Consider the following 25,802-nt stretch of genomic DNA (forward strand, 5'->3'; position numbering starts at 1 on the left):
GTGCCGCGTCTACCATCCGCCGCCCGTTCCTCGCGGCTCCCGCCAGGCCCGCCACGACGCGGCACCACCACCCACCCCGCCCCGGCGTCGTCTCGCCTCGGTCTGTGCCCGCCCCGGGTGACTGCCCGCGGGGCCCTCGGTCTTGCGACTCACGCTTCGCGGCCCATGTCTCTCGCGTCGCACCGGCGGCGCGCACGGCTGCACCTTGGTGCCGTGGCCCGGCGGCGAGCAGGTGATCTTGACGCGTCCCGTGCGTCTGGTGCCTGCCCGATCCGCGCCGCTCGGGTCCAGCCCCGGGCGACCCGACTGCCCTCGGCGGGTCCGACCACCTCGGACGGTGACCCAGCCGCAACGGTGGCCCGACCGCGACGGGCGACCGGCCGCCGTCGGACACGACCACGGTTCTACCCCGACCGGGCAGCGTTCTTCCTCGGTGGACCACGGTTCTACCTCGCGTGACCAAGGCTCTATCTCGCGTGACCACGGTTCTACCTCGGCCCACCGGGGTTCTCGCTCGGTGATGTCCGGGATGTGAGCGGGCGGCCGGGGCGGTCGGCCGTGCCGACGGCGACGGGTAGCGTGTCGCCATGACCGCTCCGCACCCGGACTCCCTGGCCAGCGCCCGCACCCCGGCGACCGTCGACGTCCCTTCCGGCACGGTGCCGCGAGCGGAGGACGAGGTGGTGCGGATCTGCCGGGAGCTGCTGCGGATCGACACGTCGAACTTCGGCGACGGGACCGGGCCGGGGGAGCGGCGCGCGGCGGAGTACGTCATGGGGCTGCTGCACGAGGTCGGGCTCGAGCCGGAGCTGTTCGAGTCGGAGCCCGGCCGGGCGAGCGTCGTCGTCCGTCTGGACGGCGCGGACCCGACGCGGCCGGCGCTCGTGCTCCACGGGCACCTCGACGTGGTGCCCGCGCAGGCGGCGGACTGGTCGGTCGACCCGTTCGCGGGCGAGGAGATCGACGGCCTGCTGTGGGGTCGCGGCGCCGTCGACATGAAGGACATGGACGCGATGATCCTCGCGGTCGTGCGGCAGATGGCGCGCGAGGGGCGCAAGCCCGCGCGCGACGTCGTCGTCGCGTTCTTCGCCGACGAGGAGGCGGGGGGCGTGTACGGGGCGCGCTACGCCGTCGACCACCGACCCGAGCTGTTCGAGGGCGCGACCGAGGCGATCAGCGAGGTCGGTGGGTTCTCGGTCGAGGTCGGAGGGCGGCGGGCCTACCTGCTCCAGACGGCGGAGAAGGGCATCGCGTGGCTGCGCCTCGTCGCGGAGGGCCGCGCGGGCCACGGGTCGCAGGTGAACGACGACAACGCGGTGACGCGGCTCGCGGAGGCGGTCGCGCGCATCGGCGCCCACCACTGGCCGAACACCCTGACGCCGACGGTCGACAGGCTGCTGCGCGGCGTCGCGGACCTCACCGGGCTCCGGTACGACCCGGAGGACCCGTCGTCGATCGAGGCGCTCGTCGCCGCGCTCGGCCCGGCCTCACGGTTCGTCGGCGCGACCGTGCGCCACACCTCCAACCCGACCCAGCTCACCGCCGGCTACAAGGCGAACGTCATCCCCGGCCGGGCGGAGGCGGCGATCGACGCGCGCCTGCTCCCCGGGCACGAGAAGGAGGGTTTCGCGACCTTGCGCGCGCTCGCGGGCGACCACGTGCGGGTCGAGGAGATCCACCGGGACATCGCGCTCGAGGTGCCGTTCGAGGGCGACCTGGTCGACGCCATGGTCGACTCGCTCCTCGCGGAGGACCCCGAGGCGACCGTGCTGCCGTACACGCTCTCCGGCGGCACGGACAACAAGTCGCTCGCCCGGCTCGGCATCACGGGCTACGGCTTCGTGCCGCTGCGCCTGCCAGCGGACCTCGACTTCTCCGGCATGTTCCACGGGGTCGACGAGCGTGTGCCGGTCGACTCGCTCCGGTTCGGGGTACGCGTGCTGGACCGCCTGCTGCGCACCTGCTGACGCCCGGCCGGCCGACGGCTCAGTCGTCGCCGAGCAGCGTCCGGACCGTCGAACGCAGCTGCGCGCGGTAGCCGCCGCCGAACAGCACCGCGTGCACGGCGACCGGGTACACCTGGTGGAGCGCGACGCGGTGGCGCCACCCGCGCGCGAGCGGGTACGCGGCCTGGTACCCCGAGACGATCTCGTCGAGGTACGGGGCGCCGAACAGGGCGAGCATCGCCAGGTCGGCCTCGCGGTGCCCGCCGTGAGCGGCGGGGTCGATCAGGACGGCCTCGACGGCGTCCCGCCCACCGTCCGTGCGGTGCTCGCGCCGGGCCCAGAGCACGTTGCCCGACCAGAGGTCGCCGTGCACGCGCGCGGGGGAGTCGTCGAGCGCGGGGCGGGCGAGGTCCGGGAGGCGCTGTCCCAGCCGTTCGAGGAGCTCCGCGTCGCCGGCGTCGAGAGCCCCTCGGGCGCGTCCCTGGCGCGCGACGGGCAGCAGGCGCGCTTCCGCGTAGAACGAGGGCCAGTCGGGCCACGCGCCCGTCGGCATCGGCAGCGGGTCGTCGAGCGGTCCGAAGAACGCGTCGCCCTGCCAGCCGGGCGCCGGCGCGCCCCAGGCGGGGGCGCGCGCGTCGTGCACGACGGCGAGCGCCCGGCCGAACGCGTGCGCCGCCTCGGGTGTGGGCGCAGCGGGCACGACGCGCTCGAGGTCGAGGTGCGTCGTGCCCACGTCGAGGACCTGGGCGACGCGCGGCCCTCCCGCGACGCGGAGCCAGGCGAGCCCCGCCGCCTCGCAGTCGAAGAAGCCCGGGGGTGCGTCGGCGCGCGACTTCGTGAAGACCCCCGACGACGACGCGCCCTCGGGCCCGGCGTCGTCGCCGCGCACGGGACCGCTCACGAGGTCGGGCTCACGAGGGTCGGACCCACCGGGTCGCCCTCACAGGGTGGAGCTGACCCGGATGATCTTGCGGCGGAGCCAGACGCGGCGCTCGCCCCCGACGTAGAGCCGCGTGCGGGCGAGCTCCCAGCGCCCGTACTCGGCCTCGTCGGTGAGCAGCCTGCTCGCGTCCGACCGGCTCGTGGAGCGGTCGATCGTCAGGACGCGGTACTCGTACTGCCCGCCGTGCGCGGCCCATCCGGACCGCCGACGTGACGTCGGCCTCTCCTCCACGTGCCACCGTCCTCTCTCGCCTGTCTCGGTCGTCGGTCGGGCGGGACGAACCTGCCCGACTAACGAGTGCCATTGTGCCCCTCTCGGCGCTACCGTCAGGGTATGACCGCTGACCCGCGTGCCGCGCTCGACCGGTTCATCGCCGCGCTCGAGGCCCACTACAACGCCGTCGCCGCACGCCGCGGGGAGGACGACCCCTCCGTCGACGACGCCTACTACGTGCTCGCGGACGCCTTCGAGGTCTATGACGAGGCCCTCGGTCAGGTCCACGGGGAGGCGACGCCGTTCTACCTCGCGGAGGAGGACGACGACGAGGACGACGAGGACGACGACGAGGAGGAGGACGAGGTCGACGACCTCGACGACACCCTCGACGACGACGTCCTGACCGGAGAGCTGGAGACCGACGGCGCGCGCTGACGCGCCGGCGTCACCACCGCTCGGGGTAGCCGACCTCCAGGTCGCTCACGTCGTCGAGCGCCGCACGGACCGCGTCGGGGAGCTCGAGGTCGGTCGCGGCGAGCGACGTCCGGAGCTGGGCGGGGGTTCGCGCTCCGACGATCGCGCTCGCCACGGTGGGGCGGCCGAGGAGCCACGACAGCGCGACGTCGAGCGGGGCGCGGCCCAGCCCGTCGGCCGCGGTGACGACGGCCTCGACGATCCCCGACGAGGACTGGTCCAGGTAGGGCTCGACGAACGCGGACAGGTGCGGCGACGCGCCGCGCGAGTCCGCGGGGAGCGAGCGGCGGTACTTGCCCGTGAGCACGCCCCGCCCCAGCGGCGACCAGGCGAGCAGCCCGAGGCCGAGCGCCTCGGCCGCCGGCACGACCTCCCGCTCCGCGCCGCGCTGGAGCAGCGAGTACTCGAGCTCGACCGCGGCGAGACCGACGTCGTCCGCACCGCCGAGCAGGGTCGCGGCACGCGCGGTCGCCCACGCGGGGTGGTTGGACAGGCCGACGTAGCGCGCGCGCCCGGACGTCACGGCGTGCCGCAGCGCGGAGAGCGTCTCGGTGAACGGGGTGCTCGGGTCGGGCGCGTGCACGAGGAACAGGTCGACGTGGTCGGTGCCCAGGCGGGACAGCGAGTCGTCCAGCGAGTCGAGGAGCGCCCCGCGGGACGCGTCGACGACCGGACCCTGCGGCGTGCGGCGCACGCCCGCCTTGGTGCACAGGAGCACGTCGCGCCGGTCGACCTTCGCCCCCAGCAGCGAACCGAGCAGCGACTCGGCGTCCCCGTCGGCGTACGAGGCGGCGGTGTCGACGAGGGTCCCGCCCGCGTCGACGAAGTCGCGCAGCTGCTCGGCGGCGTCGAGCTCGTCCGTGTCCCGGGCCCACGTCATGGTGCCGAGGCCGAGCTCGGACACGCGCAGTCCGGTGCTGCCGAGGTGGCGGTGTTCCATGGGAGCCGAGGGTACCGGCGGACCCCGGCGAGCGACCGTCGAGGCGCGCGGCCGACGTCCGCTGCGGCGAGGTTCACCCGGCCGCGAGCGCGGGGACCGGGGTCGCGGCGACGGGTGTTCACGCGCGCGTCGCGCGGCGTTCACCCGGTGCGCACGACCGGCCCCCGAGGTACCGGAGCGGCCCTCCCGAGCGGGTATCGTGGCCGCTCGTGAACGCGTGGGAAGCCGTCCTCCTCGGCCTCGTCCAGGGCCTGACCGAGTTCCTCCCGATCTCCTCGAGCGCGCACCTGCGCATCGTGGGCGAGCTCATCGGCTCGCAGGACCCGGGGGCCGCCTTCACGGCGATCACCCAGATCGGGACCGAGACGGCGGTCCTCCTGTACTTCCGTCGCGACATCGCGCGGATCTGCGCGGCGTGGTGGCGCTCGGTGCGCGGCGACCACGGGACGGACTGGAAGGCGCGCCTCGGTCGGCACGACCACGACGCCGCGATGGCCTGGTACATCGCCCTCGGCTCGATCCCGATCGTCGTGCTCGGCCTGCTCTTCCAGGACGCGATCGAGAACACGTTCCGCAACCTCTACCTCACCGCGCTCATGCTCGCGGTCTTCGCGCTCCTGCTCGGCTGGGCGGACCGGATCGGCGCCAAGCGGCGCACGCTGCGCGAGCTCTCGCCCGGTCAGGCCGTCGCCTTCGGGTTCGCGCAGGCGCTCGCGCTCGTCCCGGGCGTCTCCCGGTCCGGCGGCACGATCACGGCGGGCCTCCTCATGGGCTTCACCCGTGAGGCCGCGGCGCGCTACTCGTTCCTGCTCGCGATCCCCGCCGTCATGGGCTCGGGGTTCTACCAGCTCTTCAAGTCCGCGGACGAGCCGGCGCCCGGCGCGCCCGGCGCGGGCGCGACGCTCATCGCCACGCTCGTCGCGTTCGTCGTCGGCTACTTCGTCATCATCGCGTTCCTGAAGATCGTCTCGACGTTCAGCTACACGCCGTTCGTGGTCTACCGCCTGGTGCTCGCCGCGCTCGTCGTGCTGCTCCTGCTCACCGGGGTGCTCGAGCCCGGCGGGACGGCCGCGTCCACCCCGTGACCCGCGCTCAGAGCCAGCCGACGCGCTTGAACACGCGGTAGAGCACCAGGCAGCCGGCGGCCATGAGCCCGAGCGCGAAGGGGTAGCCGAACGCCCAGTGCAGCTCGGGCATGTTCCGGAAGTTCATGCCGTAGACCCCCGCGACGATCGTCGGGTAGACGAGGATCGCGGCCCAGGCCGAGATCTTGCGCATGTCCTCGTTCTGGCGCACCGAGACCTGCGACATGTGGACCTGGAGCATGTCGGAGAGCAGGTCGTCGTGCGCGTCGAGGTGGCGGTCGATCCGCTCGACGGTCGTCACCACGCGCTCGAGCATGCGCCGGTTCACGCCGAGGTGGTCCGGCACGTCGGGGTCGAGGAGCTCGGGCAGCTCCGCCGAGACGGGCATGAGAGCCCGCCGCGCCTCGGTGATCTCGCGCTTGAGGTCGTAGATGCGCTCGACGGGGTCCTCGCGCTCCTGGTCGAACACGACCCGCTCGGTGTCGGCGACGGCGTCCCCGAGGCCGAGCTCCACCTCCGACGCGCCGCCCACGATGGCCAGCACCGCGGCCGAGACGATGCGCTGGACCGGTGTGCCGCGCGGGTCGCCGGGGGCCCCGAGCTTGTCGAGCATGATCGCGTGGACGTCCGCGTCCCCCTCCTCGGCGGTGAGGACGACACCGGGACCGAGGAGCGCGGCGAACTGGCCCGTGTGCACCTGGCGGTCGCTCTCGGTGTACCAGGCCGTCGGGGTGACGAGCAGGAGCCAGTCGGCGGCGACCCGCCGCACGTGGGCGAGCGGGCGGTGCGTGCGGCGGGACAGGTCGTGCCGCGTGGTCCCGGGGCTCGTCGCGACCAGGCAGGCGGCGTCGAGCACCGCGTCGAGGTCCGCCAGCCGCGCCCACGTCGCCGGACCGCGGACGTCGGGCCGGTCGGCGCCGTGGGGTGCGTCGCCGTCCGGCGTGTCGTCGCGACAGAGCAGGTCCGGGAGGGTGACCCGGTCGGTCGGCCGGACGCCGCCCGCGCCCGGGTCGACCGTCCACGCCCCGAGCGCCCGGTCCGCGGGACGGGTGCCGGGGGCGCCGGGCGCTTCGGGGGGCGGCGTGCCGACGCGGGGGTCCGTGGGCTTGGTCACGTCCGCATTGTCCCGCGCCCGGCACCCACCTGCCCGGGCGCGGGCGACGGCCGTCCGTCCGCCTCGCACGCGCCGCCCGCGTCCCGGACGGCGATCGGCCGGGCACGTCCCGACGGTTAAGGTTGACGCGTGCACAGCTGGCCCGCCCCGCAGATCCCCGAGCTCCCCGGACGAGGCCTCCCGGTCCGGGTGCACGACTCGACGACCCGTGAGCTCGTCGTCGCGGCCTCGGGCGAGGACGCGACCCTCTACGTGTGCGGCATCACGCCGTACGACGCGACCCACATCGGCCACGCGGCCACCTACGTCACGTTCGACCTGCTCGTGCGCGCGTGGACGGACGCGGGGCACCGCGTGCGGTACGCGTCGAACGTCACCGACGTGGACGACCCGCTGCTCGAGCGCGCCGCCGCGACCGGCGTCGACTGGCGCGCGCTCGCCGTCGACCAGACGGCGCTCTTCGCCGAGGACATGACGGCGCTCGGCGTCGTCCCGCCCGACGTCTACGAGGGCGCGGTCGAGACGATCCCCGCCGTCGTGGAGGCCGTCACCCAGCTCCTCGACGCCGGGCTCGCCTACCGCGTGCCGGTCGAGCCCGGCGCGGGCGGCACCGACCCGGGGCTCGGCGACGTCTACGCCGACCTCTCGGCCGACCCCGCGTTCGGGTCGGTCTCGTGCCTCGCGCGCGACGTCATGCAGCACCTCTTCGCCGAGCGCGGGGGCGACCCCGACCGCGAGGGCAAGAAGGACGCGCTGGACCCGCTCCTGTGGCGCCGCGAGCGCCCGGGCGAGCCCGCGTGGGACGGCGGCGCGCTCGGCACCGGGCGGCCCGGCTGGCACGTCGAGTGCGCCGTGATCTCGCGCGACGGGCTCGGCCTGCCGTTCGACGTGCAGGGCGGGGGAGCGGACCTGCTGTTCCCGCACCACGAGATGTCGTCCTCGCACGACCGCATGCTCTCGGGCGGCGGCGCGCCCCGCGCCCACGTCCACGCCGGCCTCGTCGCGTACGACGGCGAGAAGATGAGCAAGTCGCGCGGCAACCTCGTGCTCGTCTCGAAGCTGCGGGCCACGGGCGTCGACCCCATGGCGATCCGCCTCGCGCTCCTCGCGCACCACTACCGCGGCGAGTGGGAGTGGACCGACGACGACCTGCCCGCCGGCGTGCGCCGCCTGGAAACCTGGCGCGACGCCGTCTCCGGCAACGGCGGTCCCGACGCCACCGCGACGCTCGCCGCCGTGCGCGCCGCCCTCGCCGACGACCTCGACGCGCCCGCGGCCCTCGCGGCCGTCGACGCCTGGGCCGCGGAGTCGCTGCGTCCCGGGCGCGACACGTCCGGCGACGACGAGGGCGCGCCCGGCGTGGTCGCCCGCGCGGTCAACGCGCTGCTCGGCGTGCGCCTCTGACGCACCGCCGCACGCCCGCGGCGGCGCGGACGCGTCAGACCGTCGGCCCCTTGCCCGGGTTGCCGCGGTCGCGGCGGCGCAGGTAGCGCTCGAACTCGCGCGCGATCGCCTCGCCGCTCGCCTCGGGCAGCTCCGCGGTGTCCTTCGCCTCCTCGAGCTGCTGGACGTACTCCGCGATCTCGGCGTCCTCCGCCGCGAGCTCGTCGACGCCGTGCTGCCACGCCTCGGCGTCCTCCGGCAGGTCCCCGAGCGGGATCGGCTCCGAGAGGAGCTCCTCGATGCGCGCGAGGATCGCGAGCGTCGCCTTCGGCGACGGCGGGTGCGCCACGTAGTGCGGCACCGCCGCCCACAGCGACACCGACTGGAGCCCGCGCTCGGCGGCGGCGTGCTGGAGCACGCCCACGATGCCGGTCGGGCCCTCGTACGTGCTCGGCTCGACGTCGAGCACCGCCTGGAGCCCGACGCTCTCCGACGTCGCCGTCATCGGGATGGGCCGCGTGTGCGGGACGTCCGCGAGCAGCGCGCCGAGCGTGACGACCGTGCGCACGTCGTGCTCCTCCGCGATGTCGAGCAGCTCGCGGCAGTACCGGCGCCACCGCATCGACGGCTCGATGCCGTGCACGAGCACGACCCGGCGCCCGCCGGGCGACAGGACCGCGGACGCGATCGTCGTCGTCGGCCACGTGATCTCGCGGAGCCCGTCGTCGTCGGTCGTGACGACGGGGCGGTTCACCTGGAAGTCGTGGTACTCCTCGGGGTCGAGCTCGTCCACGTCCTCCGCGCCCCACACCTCGTGCAGGTGCTGGAGGGCGGCCGTGGCGGCGCTCCCCGCGTCGTTCCAGCCCTCGAACGCCGCGATCATCACGGTCTGCCGGGTGCCCTCGGTCGCGTTCTCGGTCATCGCCCCAGCCTATGCGGCCGGGCCCGACGACGGCGGAGCGGGTTCGCGCGTGGCGTAGCCCCACGTAGGGTGGAGCGGCCGGGTGCACCGTGTCGTGCCCCGCCCGGACCCCGCCCCTCGTCCTTGGAGCCATGCCGTGACGTCCCCGCGCCCCGCCACCGATCCCGCCCTCCCGCAGGCCGTCCTGTGGGACATGGACGGGACGCTCGTGGACACCGAGCCCTACTGGATCGCGGCGGAGCACGAGCTCGTCGACGCGCACGGAGGCACGTGGACGCACGAGGACGCCATGTCCCTCGTCGGCAACCCGCTGCGCGAGTCCGCGCGGATCATCCGGGACCGCGGGGGAGTCGACCTGCCGATCGACGAGATCGTCGCGTTCCTCATGGGGCGGGTCATCGAGCAGGTGCGGGCCGAGGTCCCGTGGCAGCCCGGCGCGCGCGAGCTGCTCACGGCGCTGCGCGAGGCGGGCGTGCCGTGCGCGCTCGTCACGATGTCGTACCGCGAGCTCGCCGCGCCGGTCGCCGAGCTCGCGCCGGACGACGCGTTCCAGGTGCTCGTGTGCGGGGACGAAGTCGAGCGCGGCAAGCCCGACCCTGAGCCCTACCTGCTCGCGGCCGAGCGGCTCGGCGTCGACATCGCGCGCTGCGTCGCGATCGAGGACTCGCCCGCGGGCATCGCGTCCGCGCGCGCGTCCGGCGCGGCCACGCTCGGCGTGGAGGCCGTGGTCCCCGTCCTGCCCGCTCCCGGGCTGAGCCGGACGCCGTCGCTCGAGCTCGTCGACCTCGACCTGCTCGCCCGGCTCGTCTCCGGCGAGGTCGTCGACCTCATGGCCGACGACGCGGCCTAGGGCGAGGAGCGCGCGGACGCGCCGTCGACGAGCTCAGAGCAGCTCGGCGAGCATGGCGGCGGCGCGCGCCGCCCCGTCCGTCTCGACCGGCAGCCTCGTCGCGCCGCGTGCTCGTCCGGCTCCGCCGTCGTGCGTGGCGGCGAGCTCGGCGACCATCGCCGCGGCGAGCGCGTCCGGGTCGGACGCCTCGGCGTACTCCACGCACCGTCCCGCGCCGTAGCGCTCGAGCCGGTGCCGTACGTGGACGTTCTGCTCGAAGTGGTGCCGCAGGGGGACGTAGAGGAACGGGCGACCGGCGGCGGCGAGCTCCATGCACGTCGTCAGGCCGCCCTGCACGACCGCGAGGTCGCACGCGGCCAGGTGCCGGTACAGGTCGGGCACGTAGCCGCGGTACGCGACGCCCCGTCGTCGGGGCAGGCTCGCGGGGTCGATCCTCGGGCCGGTCACGACGAGGACGCGCAGCCCGTCGACGAGGCGCCGTGCGGCCGGGACGGCGTCGAGCACGTGCCGCAGCAGGGACGCGCCCACGGCGGAGCCACCGACGGTGACCACGCACAGCACGTCGTCCGGGCCGTAGCCGAGGTCGCGCCGCAGCGCCTCGCGCTCCGTCTCTGACGGAGGCACGAAACCCGTGACGTAGCCGGCGAAGTCGAAGTTGGCCTCCGTCCACTCCCGGATCCCCGGGAGGCCGGGGCCGAACGGGAGGTCGACGACGTCGGCCGGGTTCCCGACGAAGACCGAGCGGTCCCGGACGCGGCGGTAGCGCGCCCGCTGCTCGATCATCTCGGCGTTGTAGTCGGCGGTGAGGGCCGCCTCCGCGGTGCCTCCGTCGGGCATCGGGACCCAGCCGACGAAGTCGGTCATCCACGCGAACGAGAAGCGCTTGAGCTCGGGGTTCTCGTGCAGGAAGTGGTCGACGTCCCAGGCCTCGTCGCCGACGACGAGGTCGTAGCGGCCCTCGTCCACGACGTCGGCGAAGACCATGAAGTTGTTCACCATGATCGCGTCCATCCGCCGGATCGCCTGGAAGGCGTGCAGGTCGTGGTCGGCGGACTCGTCCTCGACGTGGGCGGACTCGTTCGCGAGCCAGGCCGAGGCGGGGTGCACCCGCTCCCCGGCGTCGTCGAGCAGGCGGGTCACCGGGTGCTGGGTGAGCCAGTCGACCTCGAGGTCCGGGTGGTGCGCGCGCAGCGCGCGGGCGACGGCGAGGTCGCGGCGCGCGTGCCCGAGCCCGATCGGGGACGAGAGGTAGAGCGCGCGGCGGTGACGGTTCGGCGCGCGCGTCCACGTGCGGCGGCGGGGCCGCGGGACGACCTCGTCGGGGACGGTCCGCTCGACGAAGTCCTGGAGGAGGAGGTTCGTCCGGACCGGGTCCCGGGCCGGCAGGCCGTGCCCACCGTCGTCGACGAGGACGAGCTCCCCGCCGGTGAGCGCGGCGAGGCGCTCGCCGATCGCGGCCGGGCGGACGGCGTCGTGCGTCCCGTGCACGACGAGGACGGGGCAGGACACCTGCGCGCACAGCGGTTCGAGCGGGGTGCGCAAGGCTCCCTCGAGCCCCAACCGGCCGGCGGTGGTGTCGGCGAGCGTCTGCGGGGCGATCTCGTGCGCCCAGCGCACGACGTCCTCGACCTGCTTCGACGAGTGCGGCTCGGTGAACATCTTCCGGGCGAAGAAGTCGACGTAGTCGTCGTAGCCCCCGCCGAGCCAGTACGCCTTGTTGTACTTGGCCCAGCCCTCCGTCGTGTCGTGCCGTGCGTCCCAGGCGTACCGCTCGCGTTCCGGTGCCGCGACGGCGAGGCCGCACGAGGGAGCGATCGCGACGAGCCCCTGCACGCGTCCCGGGTGGGCCGCCGCGAGGTGGACCGCCCAGGCGGCCCCGCACGAGTACCCGACGACGACGGCGGCCCGTGTCCCCGTGTCGTCCAGCACGGCGGCGGCGTCCGCCGCGTACTGCTCGTCGGTGTACGCGGCGGCGCCCTCGGGCCGCCCGGCGTCCCCGCTCCCGCGACCGTCGAAGGTCACGACGCGGAAGCGTCGCGAGAGGAACGGCACCTGCGCCTTCCAGAAGCGGGACGGCACGAGCGACCAGGTCGGCAGGAGCAGGACCGTCGGACCCGTCGTGCCGTGGACGGCCCAGGGGAGCGGTACGCCGTCGCGGACGACGACCCCGGTCCGGTCGGGCGGCCGGACGGGGGTCGGGTCGGGGCGCGGCACGGGTCGACCCGTCATCTCCGCAGTGTCCTCCGGTGCGGTGCGCATGCCCACCCCTCCCCGTTCCCTCGTCGCCCGGTCCTCAGGGCCGGATCTCGAGCACGCGGTTGAACGGCGTCTCGGCGACGGACGCGAACCGGCTGAACCCGCCCGCCGTCGCGACGTCCCGGATCCGTGCCGGGCCCGCCTGCGTGCCGAGCGCGAGGCCCACGTCCTGGGACAGCGACGCCGGCGTGCACAGGAGCGTCGAGAAGCCGTAGTAGGCCCGGCCGACGGGGTTGAGGTTGTCCTCGACGTGGTCCCCGGCCATCGGCTCCACGACCATCCACGTGCCGTCCGGCGCCAGCGCGCGCCGGACCTGCTCGGCCGCGCCGACGGGGTCGCCCATGTCGTGCAGGCAGTCGAACATCGTGACGAGGTCGAAGCCCGACCCGCCGAGGTCCTGGGCCGACGCCACCTCGAACCGCACCCGGTCCGCGACCCCGGCCTCCTCCGCCCGCTGCCGCGCGACCGCGACCGACTCCGGGTGGTAGTCCGAGCCCACGAAGCGCGACCTCGGGAAGGCCTGGGCCATGAGCACGGTCGAGGCGCCGTGCCCGCACCCGACGTCCGCGACGAGCGCGCCGCCCTCGAGCTTGTCCACCACGCCGTCGAGCGCGGGCAGCCACTCGGCGACGAGGTGGGCGTGATAGCTCGGGCGGAAGAACCGCTCGCACCCGACGTGCACGTCGGAGACGTGCTCGTGCCAGCCGTACCCGGCACCGCTGCGCGCGGCGTCGAGCACGTGGTCGACGTCGTGCACCGTGCCCAGGGCGATCTGGAAGAAGCCGGGCAGGAACGCCGGGCTGTCCTCGACCGTCAGCGCGACGGCCTGCTCGGGCGGCAGGGTGTAGCGGCCCGACGGCGGGTCGTAGGTCACGTAGCCGCCCGCGGCCTGGGCGTTGAGCCACTCCCGGGCGTAGGGCTCGGCCGTCCCGGTGCGGTCGGCCAGCTCGGACGGCGTCGTCGGGCCGTGGGCCGCGAGGTCGCGGTAGTAGCCGAGCTTGTCGCCGAGGACGACGAGCGCGGCGTTGAGGGTCGCGCCGACCTCGTCGACGGCGCGGAACACGAAGCGCATGAGCGCGTCCGTGTCGAGGGCGGGGGACGCCTCGGTCGGCGTGGCCGCTGGGGAGTCGCCGTCGCCCGGTCGCGTGTCGCTGATCTCCGTGGTCGTGTCGGTGCTCGGCCGTGCGCCGGGCCCCGCGCCCGTCCCGGGGATCGTCTCGGTGTTCGTCGGATGGCTCATCGGATGCTCCTGTGCTGTCCTGCCCGGCGGAGCTGCCGGACCCGGCGAACGTAGGTCGCGGCGCCGGCCGCCCGCGTCAGGTGGCCCCCCTGGTCGTGCGGCCCCCGCGGGAGCGTCCCGCCCGGGGCGGTCGTCCCCTCCCTAGAATCATGGTCGTGGCACTCGTCGGCAGGGCCGCCGAGCAGGAGACGGTCGGACGCCTCCTCGCCTCGGCGCGTCTCGGCCGCGGCGGCGCACTGGTCGTCGCGGGCGATCCCGGGGTCGGCAAGACGTCGCTGCTGACCGACGCGCTCGAGGCCTCCACGGCCGGTGATGCCGTGCGCGTGCTCAGCGTGACCCCGGCGGAGGTCGAGCAGGACCTGCCGTTCGCCGCCCTGCACGCCCTGCTGCTCCCGGCCCTCCCCCTGCTCGACGACATCCCCGCCCCGCAGGCCGCCGAGCTCGGGGCCGCGCTGAGCGTGCGTCGGGGCGGCGGGCGGGACCGGTTCGCGATCGGGGCCGCGACCCTGAGCCTGCTCAGCCGGTACGCCGAGGACGGCCCGGTCGTCGTCGTCCTGGACGACGTGCAGTGGGCCGACAGGCCGTCGGTCGACGCGCTCGCGTTCGCCGCCCGGCGCGTGCGCGACGACCCCGTCGCGGTGCTGGTCGCCGGCCGCAGCGGCGAGCTCCCGGAGCCCGTGCACGGCCTGCCGGTGCTCGAGCTCGCGGGCCTCGCGCCCGACGCCGCGGCAGAGCTGCTGGCCGCGACCTACCCGGACCGCGCCGCGCGCGGGCTCGACGCGCTCTACCGCGAGACGCGCGGGAACCCGCTCGCCCTGCTGGAGCTGGCCGGCGAGCCCGAGGACGGGTCGGCCGTGGGCGACGCCGTCGCGGAGCTTCCGCACACGCTCCCCGCCAGGGTCCAGGGCGCCTTCGCGCGACGCCTGGACGCCCTCACGGCGACCGAGCGCGCCGTCGCCCTCGTCGCGGCGTTGTCGGGCGGCGACCTCCGCCTGACCCGCGCCGCCTGCCGACGCCTCGGTCTCGACCCGGCCGGGCTGGACGGCCCGACCCGGGCGGGGGTGCTCACGGTCCGGCAGGGACGGATCGCGTTCCGGCACCCGCTGCTGCGCCCGGTGGTCTACGGGGCCTGCGACGAAGGGCTGCGGCGCGCGGTGCACCGGGCGCTCGCGGCCGAGCTCCACGACGTCGACGCGGACCGGCACGCGTGGCACCTCGCGGCAGCGACGACACGACTCGACGCGGACGTCGCGGAACTCCTCGACGCGCTCGCGGCGCGAGCGGCGGAACGGACGGCGTACACGGTCGCGGCGACGGCGCTCGAGCGCGCCGCCCGGCTGAGCCCGGCCCCCGAGGCGGCCCGGTCGCGGCTCGTCGCGTCCGCGCGCGCCGCGTGGTCCGGGGGCTTGCCGGCCCGCGCCCTCGCGCTGCTGGACGAGGCCGAGCCCCCGGGAACGCCACCCTCCGCGTCAGGCGCCGAGCTGCGCGCCACGATCGCCGTGCGCTCGGGCTCCGTGCGCGACGGCCTCGACCTGCTCGAACAGGCCGCCGACCTCGCGCCGGCCGACGAACGCGTCCTCCTCCTCGCCGAGGCCACGCGCGCCTGCATGTACCTGGTCGACACGACCGCGCTGCGCCGCGTCGAGGCGCGGGTCGCCGCCGTCCTGCCCCACGTGGCCGACCCGGTGAGCCGCGCGGTCGGGCTCGCCGCGTCCGGGACGACGGGCGTGCTGCTCGGGCGCGACAGCACCTCCCGGCTCCGCGACGCCGTCGCCCTGCTGGCCGACGTCGACCCGCTCGTGCACCCCGCCGCCCTTCCCTGGCTCATGCTCGCGCCGCTGTTCCTGCGCGACGCCCGCTCCGGCGCGGAGCTGCGCGCGCTCGTGGACCAGGTCCGCTCGCGGGTCGGCGTGGGTGCCCTGCCCGACGTGCTCTTCCACGTGGCACGGGACCAGGCGACGACGAGCGCGTGGGACCGGGCTGCGGCCAACTACGACGAGAGCGCCCGGCTGGCGCGCGAGACCGGCCAGGGCGGGGCGCTCGCCATGGCGCTCGCGGGCCTGGCCTGGCTCGAGTCCCGAGAGGGCCGGAGCGCCGCGTGCCGCGCGCACGCGGCGGACGCGTCGGTGCTCTGCCGCGACCGGTCGATGCACTTCGGCGAGATCTGGTGCGAGCTGGCGCTGGGCGACCTGGCACTGTCGGAGGGAGGCTCGGACGAGGCGGCGACACGGTTCCTCGAACTCACCGCCCGGCTCGAGCAGCTCGGCGTCCGCGACCCGGACCTGCACCCCGGACCGGAGCTGGTCGACGCGCTCCTGCGGACGGGTCGCGTCGCCACGGCCCGCGAGGTCGCCGACCGGTTCGCGGTCGCCGCCGAGGCGAGCGGCCGACCCTGGACCCGGGGACGCGCCGACCGGGCGCTCGGCCTCGTCGCGCCCGAGGACGTGTTCGACGTCCACTTCGAGTCCGCTCTGGGACGCCACGGTCAGACCCGCGACCTCTTCGAGCGCGCCAGGACGCAGCTCGCGTACGGGATGCGGCTGCGCAGGGCCGGCCGGCGTGTGGACGCCCGGGCGCACCTCCGGACCGCGCTGACCACCTTCGACGACCTCGGCGCGGGCCGGTGGGCGGCCAACGCCCGGACCGAGCTCGAGGCGACTGGAGAGAAGGTCCCGCCCCGCGGGGACGTCGGGCGCGACGCCCTCACGCCGCAGGAGCTCCAGGTCTGCCTCCTGCTCGTCGACGGCCGGACCACCCGGGAAGCCGCGGCCGCGCTCTTCCTCAGCCCCAAGACGGTCGAGTACCACCTGCGCAAGGTGTACACGAGGCTCGGCATCCACTCGCGCGACGAGCTCGCCGTCGTCCTCCGAGGGACCGGTTGACCGCCGGCCCGCTCGTGCGCCGTCGCCAGGGGGAGCCCGCGACCGCATAGGCTTCCGGGGTGGACGGACCCGAGCCCCGAACCCCCCGCACGCCCGCCCCGGCCGGCCCGCGCACGAAGGGCTGGGTCATCGGCCGCATCGTCGGCGCACCGGTGATCCTCACGCCGTCGTGGTTCCTGGCCGCGGCGATCCTCACGGTGCTGTTCGTCCCCACGGTGCGGCGGCTCGCGCCGCACCTGGGCAACGAGGTGTACCTCGTCTCGTTCGCGTTCGTGCTCCTGCTGTTCGCCTCCGTGTTCCTGCACGAGGTGGCGCACGCGCTCGTCGCGCGGGCGCGCGGGCAGCACGTCACCGAGCTCGCCGTCACGCTGTGGGGCGGGCACACCGCCTACTCGGGGACGTCCGCGCGCCCGCTCGACGGCTTCCTCATCTCCGTGGTCGGCCCGCTGACCAACCTGGCGCTCGCGGTCGTGTTCTGGGTGACCTTCCAGGCGCAGCCGACGTTCTCCGTGCCCGCGCTGCTCCTGTACGCCGGGGCGTTCTCCAACGCCTTCGTCGGGTTCTTCAACCTGCTGCCCGGGCTGCCGCTCGACGGTGGGCAGATCCTCGAGTCGGCCGTGTGGGCCGCGACGGGCTCGCGCACCAAGGGCACGGTCGCGGCGGGCTGGGTCGGGCGCGCGGTCGCCGTCGGCGTCGTCGCGTGGGCACTGGTGTGGCCGCTGACCCTGGGGCGACAGCCCGACCTGTGGACGGTCGCGTGGGCGGCGCTCATCGGCGCCTTCCTCTGGAGCGGCGCCGGGCAGGCGATCACGGTGGGGCGTTCGCGCGAGGCGGTCTCCGGGCTCTCCGTGCGCGGCCTCGCGCGGCCCGCCGTCGCCGTGCCGTCCACGGCGACGGTCGCGGCCGTGGGCCGGTCGGTGGCGCTCGCGGGCGGCCCGCACGTGCTCGCCGTGCTCGTCGACGGGACGGGCCGACCCGTGGGGTACGCGGACCCCGGAGCCGCCGCCGCCGTGCCGCCCGACGCCGCCGAGACCACGCCCGTCGGTGCCGTCGCCGTCCCGCTGCCCGTGGGCGCGACGATCGACGCCCACCTCCAGGGCCAGGACATGCTCGCCGTGCTGGCGCGGGTCGGGCGCGACGGCGCCGTCGTCGTCGTGACCGACGGCGGCCGGGTCGTCGGGGCGCTCGAGGTCGCCCGCGTCGTGACCGCGCTGCGGGACGCGCAGCGCGGTCGCTGACCCGGTGCGACGGCGCCGGCGGAGGAACGGGTCCGGCGGCTCGCCGCGGTGCGCCGCGGACCGGCCCGTAGGATGGTCGCCCGTGACCTCCGAGCCCGCCGCCACGCCCGGCCCCCAGACGACGCCCTCCGGACCGGACGGCGCTCCCGTGCCCGCGGGCACCACCACGGACCGCCCGGTGGCGACCGGCGCGGACGAGCGCCGCGGCCCGCTGCGCGTGGGCGACAAGGTGCAGCTCACGGACCCCCGGGGACGCCTGCACACCATCACGCTCGCGCCGGGCGCGACGTTCCACACGCACAAGGGCTACCTGCGCCACGACGACCTCATCGGGCAGCCCGAGGGGAGTGTGATCCGCAACACGGCCGAGATCGAGTACCTCGCGCTGCGCCCGCTGCTCGCGGACTACGTGCTGTCGATGCCGCGCGGTGCCGCGGTCGTCTACCCCAAGGACGCGGGGCAGATCGTCGCGATGGCGGACATCTTCCCCGGCGCACGCGTCGTCGAGGCGGGCGTCGGCTCGGGCGCGCTGACGATGTCGCTCCTGCGCGCCGTCGGCGACGCGGGCGAGCTGCACTCGATCGAGCGCCGCGACGACTTCGCGGCCATCGCGCGCGGCAACGTGGAGACGTTCTTCGGGGGCGCGCACCCCGCCTGGACGCTGTCCGTCGGCGACCTCGCCGACGTGCTGCCCACCGTCGCCGGGGACGGCACGGTCGACCGCGTCGTCCTCGACATGCTCGCGCCGTGGGAGAACCTCGACGTCGTCGCCCGCGCGCTCGTCCCCGGCGGCGTGCTCGTCTGCTACGTCGCCACGACGACGCAGCTCTCGCGCCTCGCGGAGGACCTGCGCGCCGACGGGCGCTACGCCGAGCCGGTCGCGTGGGAGTCCATGGTGCGGGGCTGGCACCTCGAGGGCCTGGCCGTGCGCCCGCAGCACCGCATGATCGGCCACACGGGGTTCCTGCTCACCGCGCGCCGTCTGGCCGACGGCGTCGCGCCGCCGGAGCGCAAGCGCCGCCCCGCCAAGGGCGCATACCCCACCGACGCCGAGCAGTGGTCGCCTGAGGAGCTCGGCGAGCGTCCGGTCTCGGAGAAGAAGATCCGGCGCGTGCGGCGCGACGTCGGCCAGGGCCCGGAGCAGGCCGCCACCCCCGGCTCCTCGCAGGACGGGCACGCGTCCGACGTGTCGGAGGCATGACGGTCCGGTAACGATCGGGACCCGGTCGTCTCACGCTGGGTGTCGTCCGTGTGCTCGGGCGAGGATTGTGCCTAAGGTCTACACCCGACCGCCGGGCGGTGGTCGGCACGGGTGCCCTCACGGGTCCTCCGTCCGCCGTCCAGCACGCGGTCGGGCGAGCCGCCGGCGAGAGGGGAACACCCGATGAGCGAGACATTCGGCCGTAGCGACGAGGCCCCGCAGAGCAGCGCGCGAGAGCTCGCGCTGCTCTCCGCGAAGAACGAGAGGCTCGCCGAGGCGCTGAGAGCTGCGCGGGACCAGATCCTCGACCTCAAGCGGCAGATCGACGACCTCGCCAAGCCTCCCGGCACGTACGCGGTGTTCCTCGCCGCGCACCCGGACGGGTCGGTCGACGTGTCCGCCGCCGGGCGCAAGATGCACGTCGGAGCCAGCCCGAGCCTGGACGTGGAGCGGCTGCGCCCCGGCCAGGAGGTCAAGCTCAACGAGGCGATGACCGTCGTCGCGGCGGGCGGGTACGAGCGCACGGGCGAGATCGTCACGGCCAAGGAGATCCTCGACGCCGACCGCGTGCTCGTCGTGGGTCGCGCCGACGAGGAGCGCGTCGTGCGCCTCGCGGGCTCGGTCGCGCACACGTCGCTGCGCGTCGGGGACTCGCTGACGATCGACACGCGCAGCGGGTTCGTGTTCGAGGTGATCCCCAAGTCCGAGGTCGAGGAGCTCGTCCTCGAGGAGGTCCCGGACATCGAGTACGAGGACATCGGTGGCCTCGGTCCGCAGATCGAGCAGATCCGCGACGCCGTCGAGCTGCCGTTCACGCACCCCGACCTCTTCCGCGAGCACGGCCTGCACCCGCCCAAGGGCGTCCTCTTGTACGGGCCACCCGGGTGCGGCAAGACGCTCATCGCCAAGGCCGTCGCGAACTCGCTCGCGCACACCGTCGCGCGGGCGCGCGGCGAGCAGGTCGAGGACGGGTCGGGCGCGGCGCGCAGCTACTTCCTCAACGTCAAGGGTCCCGAGCTGCTCAACAAGTACGTGGGCGAGACCGAGCGGCACATCCGCCTGATCTTCGCCCGCGCGCGGGAGAAGGCGTCCCAGGGCACCCCGGTCGTCGTGTTCTTCGACGAGATGGAGTCGCTGTTCCGCACGCGCGGCACCGGCCTGTCGTCCGACGTCGAGACGACGATCGTGCCCCAGCTCCTCGCCGAGATCGACGGCGTGGAGCGCCTCGACAACGTCATCGTCATCGGGGCGTCCAACCGCGAGGACATGATCGACCCCGCGATCCTGCGACCCGGCCGCCTCGACGTGAAGATCAAGATCGAGCGGCCTGACGCCGAGGGCGCCAAGGAGATCTTCGCCAAGTACCTCACCGAGGACCTGCCCATCCACGCCGCCGACCTCGCCGAGCACGGCGGCAACCAGCGCGAGGCCCTCGACGCGATGATCCGGTCCGTGGTCGAGCGCATGTACTCCGAGGAGGACGAGAACCAGTTCCTCGAGGTCACCTACGCGAGCGGTGACAAGGAGGTCCTGTACTTCAAGGACTTCAACTCGGGCGCGATGATCCAGAACGTCGTCGACCGGGCCAAGAAGTCCGCGATCAAGGACTTCCTCGCCACCGGCCAGCGCGGCATCCGGGTCGACCACCTCCTCTCGGCGTGCGTGGACGAGTTCAAGGAGAACGAGGACCTGCCCAACACCACCAACCCGGACGACTGGGCGCGCATCAGCGGCAAGAAGGGCGAGCGCATCGTCTTCATCCGCACGATCGTCCAGAAGAAGGGCGAGGGCGGCTCCCCGCGCACCATCGACACCGTCACCAACACCGGTCAGTACCTGTAGGACCATCCGACCGGCGCCCCGAGACCCCGTCCGGACGGCGACCCGCACTCGCGGGGCGCCGCACCGGCGGGGTCTCGTCGCTCCGTGGGAGGGTGTGCCGTCGTCGGTGGACACGGACCGCGCGCCGTCGGCGGACCGACATAGGGTGAGCGCGTGAGCGTTCGACGGGTCATGGGGATCGAGACCGAGTACGGCGTCCTGCAGCCGGGGAAGCCGATGGCGAACCCGATGCTCATGTCGAGCCAGGTCGTCACCACCTACCGGGCGCTCGCCGCGCGCAGCGACGGTGCCCGGGGCCGGGCGCGCTGGGACTACGACGACGAGGACCCGCTCCAGGACGCGCGAGGCTTCCACGTCCCGCGGGCGTCGGCCCACCCGTCGCTGCTCACCGACGACCCGACCCGGCCCGCGCCGTCGGGGCCGGTGGCGGAGCCCTCCGGGGGAGCGACGTCCGAGGGCTCGCTCCAGGAGGTCGCGCGCCCGACGACCGAGGAGTACGACGACCCGAGCGCGGCGAACGTGATCCTCACGAACGGTGCCCGGCTGTACGTCGACCACGCGCACCCGGAGTACTCGTCGCCCGAGGTCACGGTGCCGCACGACGTCGTGTGCTGGGACGTGGCGGGGGAGCGCGTGATGCTCGCGGCGTCGCGCGAGCTGGACCAGGTGCCGGGCGGGTCCGTCGTGCTCTACAAGAACAACGTCGACGGCAAGGGCGCGAGCTACGGCACGCACGAGAACTTCCTCGTGGACCGGGACGTCCCGTTCGGGGTGCTCGTGGAGATGCTCACGCCGTTCCTCGTGACCCGGCAGGTGTTCGCCGGCTCGGGGCGCGTCGGCCTCGGCCCGACGGGCGAGGAGCACGGCTTCCAGATCTCGCAGCGGGCGGACTACGTGGAGGCCGAGGTGGGGCTGGAGACCACGCTGCGCCGACCGATCGTCAACACGCGGGACGAGCCCCACGCCGACCGGCAGCGCTGGCGCCGGCTGCACCTCATCATCGGCGACGCGAACATGCTCGAGACCGCGACGTACCTCAAGACGGGCACGACGTCGCTCGTGCTGTTCGTCGTCGAGCACCTCGAGGAGCTGGGGCCGCAGGCGCGGGCGCGCCTGGCCGCCCTGCGGCTGGCGGACCCGGTCACGGACGTGCAGCGGGTCAGCCGCGACCTGGACCTCACGCGTCGGCTCACCCTCGCCGACGGGCGCGAGCTGACCGCGCTGGAGGTCCAGCGCGAGTACCTCGCGGTGGCCGCGGAGGCGTCGGAGCTGCTCGCCGGCACCGACGGCGTCGACGCGCCCACGCGCGACGTCCTCGCCCGGTGGGCCTCCGTGCTCGAACGCCTCGGGACGGACCGCGACGCGTGCGCGCGCGACGTCGAGTGGGTCGCGAAGCTGCGGCTCCTCGACCGGCTGCGCGAGCGCGACGGCCTCGAGTGGGGCCACCCGCGGCTCGCGGCCATGGACCTCCAGTGGTCCGACGTCCGCCCGGAGCGCGGCATCTACCACCGGCTCCTCGCGGCGGGCGCGGTCGACCGCGTCGTCACCGAGCGCGAGGTGGGCGCCGCCGTCCACCATGCCCCGGAGGACACGCGCGCGTTCTTCCGCGGCGAGGTGATGGCGCGCTACGGCGACCAGGTCTCGGCGGCGAGCTGGGACTCCGTGATCTTCGACGTGCCGGGCGCGCCGTCGCTCCAGCGGGTCCCGATGATGGACCCGCTGCGGGGGACGCGGGCGCACATCGGTGCGCTGCTCGACGCGAGCCCGGACGCGGCGGCGCTCCTGGCGGGTCTGGCGGGCCCGTCGTGAGTCGCGGCGACTAGGCTGGACGTACGACGGCGCCCCGCCCCTCGCGGAACGGGCGCCGCGTGCGAGCAGGGCCGGGAAGGGCGCGAGCCCCGACCGGGTTGGAACGGACAGAGCGTCGGCGCAGCACCGTGCCGACGGACGAGGAGGCAGCCATGGCGGGTACCGAACGCACCCACGCGTCGCACGAGGACCGGCGTCCCGACGACGAGCCCGAGGGCCCCGAGGTCCCGGTCGCGCCGCAGGCGCAGTCGCGCGACGCGGAGGTCGACGCGCTCCTCGAGGAGATCGACGAGGTGCTCGAGACGAACGCGGAGTCCTTCGTCCGGGGCTTCGTCCAGAAGGGCGGCGAGTAGGAAGGGTGACGGCAACCCGATGAGCACGGACCAGCCAGGGCGCCTGCCCGACGCGTTCACGACCCCCGGGTCGTCGTCCTTCCTGGACTTCCTGTCCGGGCACGCCCCGGACCTGCTGCCGTCGCACCGCGCCGTCGGGCACACGTCCGCGGGCGTCGCGCCCGACGCGCCGCACGCGACGACGATCGTGGCGCTGACGTTCGGCGCCGAGGGCGTCGCGGGCGGTGTCGTCATGGCGGGGGACCGCCGCGCGACGATGGGTTCGATGATCGCGAACCGCGAGATCGAGAAGGTCTTCCCGGCCGACGAGTTCTCGGCGGTCGGGATCGCGGGGACTGCGGGCATCGCGGTCGAGCTCGTGCGCCTGTTCCAGCTCGAGCTCGAGCACTACGAGAAGATCGAGGGCTCGCTGCTCTCGCTGGACGGCAAGGCGAACCGCCTGTCGACGATGATCCGGCAGAACCTCGGCCTCGCGATGCAGGGGCTCGCGGTGGTCCCGCTGTTCGCCGGGTTCGACCTCGACCGCGGCGGCGGCCGCATCTTCTCCTACGACGTGACCGGCGGCCGGTACGAGGAGCGGGCCTACCACTCGGTGGGTTCCGGGTCGGTGTTCGCGCGGAGCTCGCTGAAGAAGCTGTGGCGCACCGGGCTCGACCGGGACACGTCCGTGCGCGTCGCGGTCGAGGCCTTGTACGACGCCGCCGACGACGACTCCGCCACGGGCGGTCCGGACCCGGTGCGTCGTATCTGGCCCGTCGTCGCGGTCGTGACGCAGGCCGGGTACGAGCGCGTCCCCGACGACGAGCTCGCCGCCGTCGTCGAGCAGATCGTGGCCGAGCGCTCCGGGACGGGCGTCCCGCGTCGCCGGCCCGCCGCGACGAACGCCGAGGCGGTCCCGCACGACCAGCCGCACGACCTGTCGCAGGGTCCCGCGTCGGGAGGTGACGCCGAGTGAACATGCCCTTCTACGTCTCGCCCGAGCAGCTCATGAAGGACCGGGCGGACTTCGCGCGCAAGGGCATCGCCCGCGGCCGGTCCGTCGTGGTCCTCGCGTACGAGGACGGGATCGCGTTCGCGACGGAGAACCCCTCGCGCGCGCTGCACAAGATCTCGGAGATCTACGACCGCATCGCGTTCGCCGCGGTGGGTAAGTACAACGAGTTCGAGAACCTGCGGGTCGCGGGCGTGCGCTACGCGGACCTGCGCGGGTACTCCTACGACCGCACCGACGTCAACGCGCGCGGGCTCGCGAACGCGTACGCCCAGACGCTCGGCACGGTGTTCACCACGGAGTCCAAGCCGCTCGAGGTCGAGCTCGTCGTCGCGGAGGTCGGGCTCACCTCGGCGCAGGACCAGCTCTACCGGATCTCCTACGACGGCTCCGTCGCCGACGAGCAGGGCGTCGTCGTCATGGGCGGGCGAGCCGACCAGCTCGGTCGCGTGCTCCAGGACGCCTGGCAGCCCGGGCTCGGCCTGGCCGAGGTGCTGCGTCTCGCCGTGCGCGCGCTCGGTGCAGGCGGCGACGGGGAGGAGGCACGGACCATCCCGGCCGCACAGCTCGAGGTCGCCGTCCTGGACCGCACCCGCCCGCGGCGTGCGTTCCGCCGGATCTCGGGGAGCTCCCTCGAGGACCTCCTCGCGGACGGCGACGTCCCGACGGCGACCGACGACGCCGCGACCGACGAAGCGGGCGACGCGACGGGCTCCGGCCCCGCGACGGACGAGGGGTAGGACCGCGATGGACCGCAGGATCTTCGGGCTGGAGACCGAGTACGGCGTGACGTGCGCGTCCGACGACGGTCGTGGGCTCTCGGCGGACGAGGTCGCGCGCTACCTGTTCCGCAAGGTGGTCGCGTGGGGGCGCTCGTCCAACGTGTTCCTGCGCAACGGGTCGCGCCTGTACCTCGACGTCGGCTCGCACCCCGAGTACGCGACGGCCGAGTGCGACGACGTGCACCAGCTCGTGGCGTACGACCGCGGCGGTGAACGGATCCTCGAGGGCCTCGTCGCGGACGCGCAGCAGCGCCTCGAGCACGAGGGCCTGCCCGGGAGGATCCACCTCTTCAAGAACAACACCGACTCGGCGGGCAACTCGTACGGCTGCCACGAGAACTACCTCGTACGGCGCCAGGGCGACTTCGCGCGGCTGTCCGACGTGCTCGTGCCGTTCCTCATCACGCGGCAGGTGCTCACGGGCGCGGGGAAGGTCCTCGCGACGCCGCGCGGCGCCGTGTACTGCCTGTCGCAGCGCGCCGACCACATCTGGGAGGCCGTCTCCAGCGCGACGACGCGGTCCCGCCCGATCATCAACACGCGCGACGAGCCGCACGCCGACGCGGAGAGCTACCGACGCCTGCACGTCATCGTCGGCGACTCGTCCATGGCGGAGACGACGACGATGCTCAAGGTCGGCTCGACCGATCTCATCCTGCGCATGGTCGAGGCGGGCGTCCCCATGCGCGACCTGGCGCTCGAGAACCCGATCCGGTCGATCCGCGAGATCAGCCACGACATGACCGGCAAGCAGCCCGTCCAGCTCGCGAGCGGGCGCACGGTCACCGCGATCGACCTCCAGGGCGAGTATCTCCAGCGCGTCAAGGAGTTCGTCGAGCAGGACGTCTCGCCGACGCCGGTCGTCAAGCAGGTCCTCGACCTGTGGGAGCGGGGGCTGCGCGCGCTCGAGACGGGCGACCTCTCGCTCGTCGACCGCGAGCTCGACTGGGTCATCAAGTACCGGCTGATCCAGCGGTACCAGGCCAAGCACGGCCTCGAGCTCGACGACCCCCGGATCGCGCGCCTCGACCTCGCCTACCACGACATCTCGCGCACCGAAGGGCTGTACAACCTCCTCGCCGCACGCGGGATGGTCGAGCGCGTCACGACGGACCTCGAGGTGTTCGAGTCGACGGCGGTCCCGCCGCAGACGACGCGTGCGAAGCTCCGCGGCGACTTCGTGCGCGCCGCGCAGGAGGCGCGCCGGGACTACACGGTCGACTGGGTGCACCTGAAGCTCAACGACCAGGCGCAGCGCACGGTCCTGTGCAAGGACCCGTTCCGGAACGTCGACGAGCGCGTGGAACGCCTCATCGAGTCGATGTGACGCAGGAC

Annotated in this window: 21 protein-coding genes; 14 read left to right on the forward strand and 7 right to left on the reverse strand. The window is 74.5% G+C overall.

The features are described 5' to 3' along the window. The first annotated feature begins 587 nt into the window (after nucleotides 1-587). Nucleotides 588-1,967 (forward strand): M20/M25/M40 family metallo-hydrolase, encoded by a 1,380-nt coding sequence (locus ACFWH7_RS08290; protein ID WP_378216031.1) that lies wholly within the window; start codon nucleotides 588-590, stop codon nucleotides 1,965-1,967. A 19-nt stretch (nucleotides 1,968-1,986) separates the two neighbouring features. Here the strand turns inward: ACFWH7_RS08290 and ACFWH7_RS08295 are convergent, their stop codons facing one another. Beyond that, complete coding sequence (locus tag ACFWH7_RS08295; RefSeq protein WP_378216032.1) at nucleotides 1,987-2,847, reverse strand: fructosamine kinase family protein; 861 nt, start codon at nucleotides 2,845-2,847, stop codon at nucleotides 1,987-1,989. Between the two features lie 39 nt (nucleotides 2,848-2,886). Further along, a complete protein-coding gene (locus ACFWH7_RS08300) occupies nucleotides 2,887-3,120 on the reverse strand; it encodes a DUF5703 family protein (RefSeq protein ID WP_009861400.1) in 234 nt (77 codons plus the stop codon). 102 nt (nucleotides 3,121-3,222) lie between these two features. On the opposite strand from ACFWH7_RS08300, the gene ACFWH7_RS08305 reads away from it, so the two are divergent. After that, complete coding sequence (locus ACFWH7_RS08305) at nucleotides 3,223-3,540, forward strand: hypothetical protein (RefSeq protein WP_053370739.1); 318 nt, start codon at nucleotides 3,223-3,225, stop codon at nucleotides 3,538-3,540. Nucleotides 3,541-3,550: 10 nt separating this feature from the next. Here the strand turns inward: ACFWH7_RS08305 and ACFWH7_RS08310 are convergent, their stop codons facing one another. Continuing rightward, nucleotides 3,551-4,519, reverse strand: coding sequence for an aldo/keto reductase (locus ACFWH7_RS08310; RefSeq protein WP_378216033.1), 969 nt, complete (start codon nucleotides 4,517-4,519; stop codon nucleotides 3,551-3,553). 209 nt (nucleotides 4,520-4,728) lie between these two features. Here ACFWH7_RS08310 and ACFWH7_RS08315 point away from each other — a divergent pair, with 209 nt between their 5' ends. Continuing rightward, the gene (locus ACFWH7_RS08315) at nucleotides 4,729-5,604 is read left to right on the forward strand and encodes an undecaprenyl-diphosphate phosphatase (RefSeq protein ID WP_053370741.1); all 876 of its coding nucleotides are present in this window, start codon (nucleotides 4,729-4,731) and stop codon (nucleotides 5,602-5,604) included. Nucleotides 5,605-5,611: 7 nt separating this feature from the next. Here the strand turns inward: ACFWH7_RS08315 and ACFWH7_RS08320 are convergent, their stop codons facing one another. After that, entirely contained in the window at nucleotides 5,612-6,718 is a 1,107-nt protein-coding gene (locus ACFWH7_RS08320) for a magnesium and cobalt transport protein CorA (RefSeq protein WP_378216034.1), read from the reverse strand. Between the two features lie 129 nt (nucleotides 6,719-6,847). Between ACFWH7_RS08320 and mshC the strand changes: the two genes are divergently transcribed. Beyond that, nucleotides 6,848-8,122 carry a cysteine--1-D-myo-inosityl 2-amino-2-deoxy-alpha-D-glucopyranoside ligase gene (gene mshC, locus ACFWH7_RS08325; RefSeq protein ID WP_378216035.1) on the forward strand — a complete coding sequence of 425 codons (1,275 nt, stop codon included), beginning with the start codon at nucleotides 6,848-6,850 and terminating at the stop codon, nucleotides 8,120-8,122. A gap of 34 nt (nucleotides 8,123-8,156) precedes the next feature. Here mshC and ACFWH7_RS08330 read toward each other — a convergent pair whose 3' ends face one another. Then, a complete protein-coding gene (locus tag ACFWH7_RS08330) occupies nucleotides 8,157-9,023 on the reverse strand; it encodes a PAC2 family protein (protein ID WP_047232858.1) in 867 nt (288 codons plus the stop codon). A 136-nt stretch (nucleotides 9,024-9,159) separates the two neighbouring features. Here ACFWH7_RS08330 and ACFWH7_RS08335 point away from each other — a divergent pair, with 136 nt between their 5' ends. Further along, the gene (locus ACFWH7_RS08335; RefSeq protein ID WP_378216036.1) at nucleotides 9,160-9,873 is read left to right on the forward strand and encodes an HAD family hydrolase; all 714 of its coding nucleotides are present in this window, start codon (nucleotides 9,160-9,162) and stop codon (nucleotides 9,871-9,873) included. Between the two features lie 33 nt (nucleotides 9,874-9,906). Here the strand turns inward: ACFWH7_RS08335 and ACFWH7_RS08340 are convergent, their stop codons facing one another. Beyond that, nucleotides 9,907-12,102, reverse strand: coding sequence for an alpha/beta fold hydrolase (locus ACFWH7_RS08340; protein WP_378216037.1), 2,196 nt, complete (start codon nucleotides 12,100-12,102; stop codon nucleotides 9,907-9,909). 64 nt (nucleotides 12,103-12,166) lie between these two features. After that, nucleotides 12,167-13,369: a class I SAM-dependent methyltransferase gene (locus ACFWH7_RS08345; RefSeq protein WP_378216038.1), complete on the reverse strand. Its 1,203-nt coding sequence runs from the start codon at nucleotides 13,367-13,369 to the stop codon at nucleotides 12,167-12,169. A gap of 155 nt (nucleotides 13,370-13,524) precedes the next feature. On the opposite strand from ACFWH7_RS08345, the gene ACFWH7_RS08350 reads away from it, so the two are divergent. The 9 genes from ACFWH7_RS08350 (at nucleotide 13,525) to pafA (ending at nucleotide 25,794) form a co-directional block, all read left to right on the forward strand. Then, nucleotides 13,525-16,251, forward strand: coding sequence for an ATP-binding protein (locus ACFWH7_RS08350; protein WP_378216039.1), 2,727 nt, complete (start codon nucleotides 13,525-13,527; stop codon nucleotides 16,249-16,251). 59 nt (nucleotides 16,252-16,310) lie between these two features. Continuing rightward, the gene (locus tag ACFWH7_RS08355; protein ID WP_378216040.1) at nucleotides 16,311-17,489 is read left to right on the forward strand and encodes a site-2 protease family protein; all 1,179 of its coding nucleotides are present in this window, start codon (nucleotides 16,311-16,313) and stop codon (nucleotides 17,487-17,489) included. An 82-nt stretch (nucleotides 17,490-17,571) separates the two neighbouring features. Next, the gene (locus ACFWH7_RS08360; protein ID WP_378216041.1) at nucleotides 17,572-18,690 is read left to right on the forward strand and encodes a tRNA (adenine-N1)-methyltransferase; all 1,119 of its coding nucleotides are present in this window, start codon (nucleotides 17,572-17,574) and stop codon (nucleotides 18,688-18,690) included. A gap of 183 nt (nucleotides 18,691-18,873) precedes the next feature. After that, complete coding sequence (gene arc, locus ACFWH7_RS08365) at nucleotides 18,874-20,532, forward strand: proteasome ATPase (protein ID WP_047232855.1); 1,659 nt, start codon at nucleotides 18,874-18,876, stop codon at nucleotides 20,530-20,532. A 171-nt stretch (nucleotides 20,533-20,703) separates the two neighbouring features. After that, the gene (gene dop / locus ACFWH7_RS08370; RefSeq protein ID WP_378216067.1) at nucleotides 20,704-22,341 is read left to right on the forward strand and encodes a depupylase/deamidase Dop; all 1,638 of its coding nucleotides are present in this window, start codon (nucleotides 20,704-20,706) and stop codon (nucleotides 22,339-22,341) included. A 152-nt stretch (nucleotides 22,342-22,493) separates the two neighbouring features. Beyond that, the gene (locus ACFWH7_RS08375; RefSeq protein ID WP_047232853.1) at nucleotides 22,494-22,694 is read left to right on the forward strand and encodes a ubiquitin-like protein Pup; all 201 of its coding nucleotides are present in this window, start codon (nucleotides 22,494-22,496) and stop codon (nucleotides 22,692-22,694) included. Between the two features lie 19 nt (nucleotides 22,695-22,713). Continuing rightward, entirely contained in the window at nucleotides 22,714-23,649 is a 936-nt protein-coding gene (prcB, locus tag ACFWH7_RS08380; RefSeq protein ID WP_378216042.1) for a proteasome subunit beta, read from the forward strand. Beyond that, nucleotides 23,646-24,425: a proteasome subunit alpha gene (gene prcA / locus ACFWH7_RS08385; protein ID WP_378216043.1), complete on the forward strand. Its 780-nt coding sequence runs from the start codon at nucleotides 23,646-23,648 to the stop codon at nucleotides 24,423-24,425. The genes prcB and prcA overlap by 4 nt, the downstream gene beginning before the upstream one ends. A gap of 7 nt (nucleotides 24,426-24,432) precedes the next feature. Then, nucleotides 24,433-25,794: a Pup--protein ligase gene (pafA, locus tag ACFWH7_RS08390; RefSeq protein WP_378216044.1), complete on the forward strand. Its 1,362-nt coding sequence runs from the start codon at nucleotides 24,433-24,435 to the stop codon at nucleotides 25,792-25,794. Nucleotides 25,795-25,802: the final 8 nt, after the last annotated feature.

This window comes from Cellulosimicrobium cellulans, from assembly GCF_042723955.1.
In the GTDB taxonomy this organism is placed as follows: Bacteria; Actinomycetota; Actinomycetes; order Actinomycetales; family Cellulomonadaceae; genus Cellulosimicrobium; species Cellulosimicrobium cellulans_H.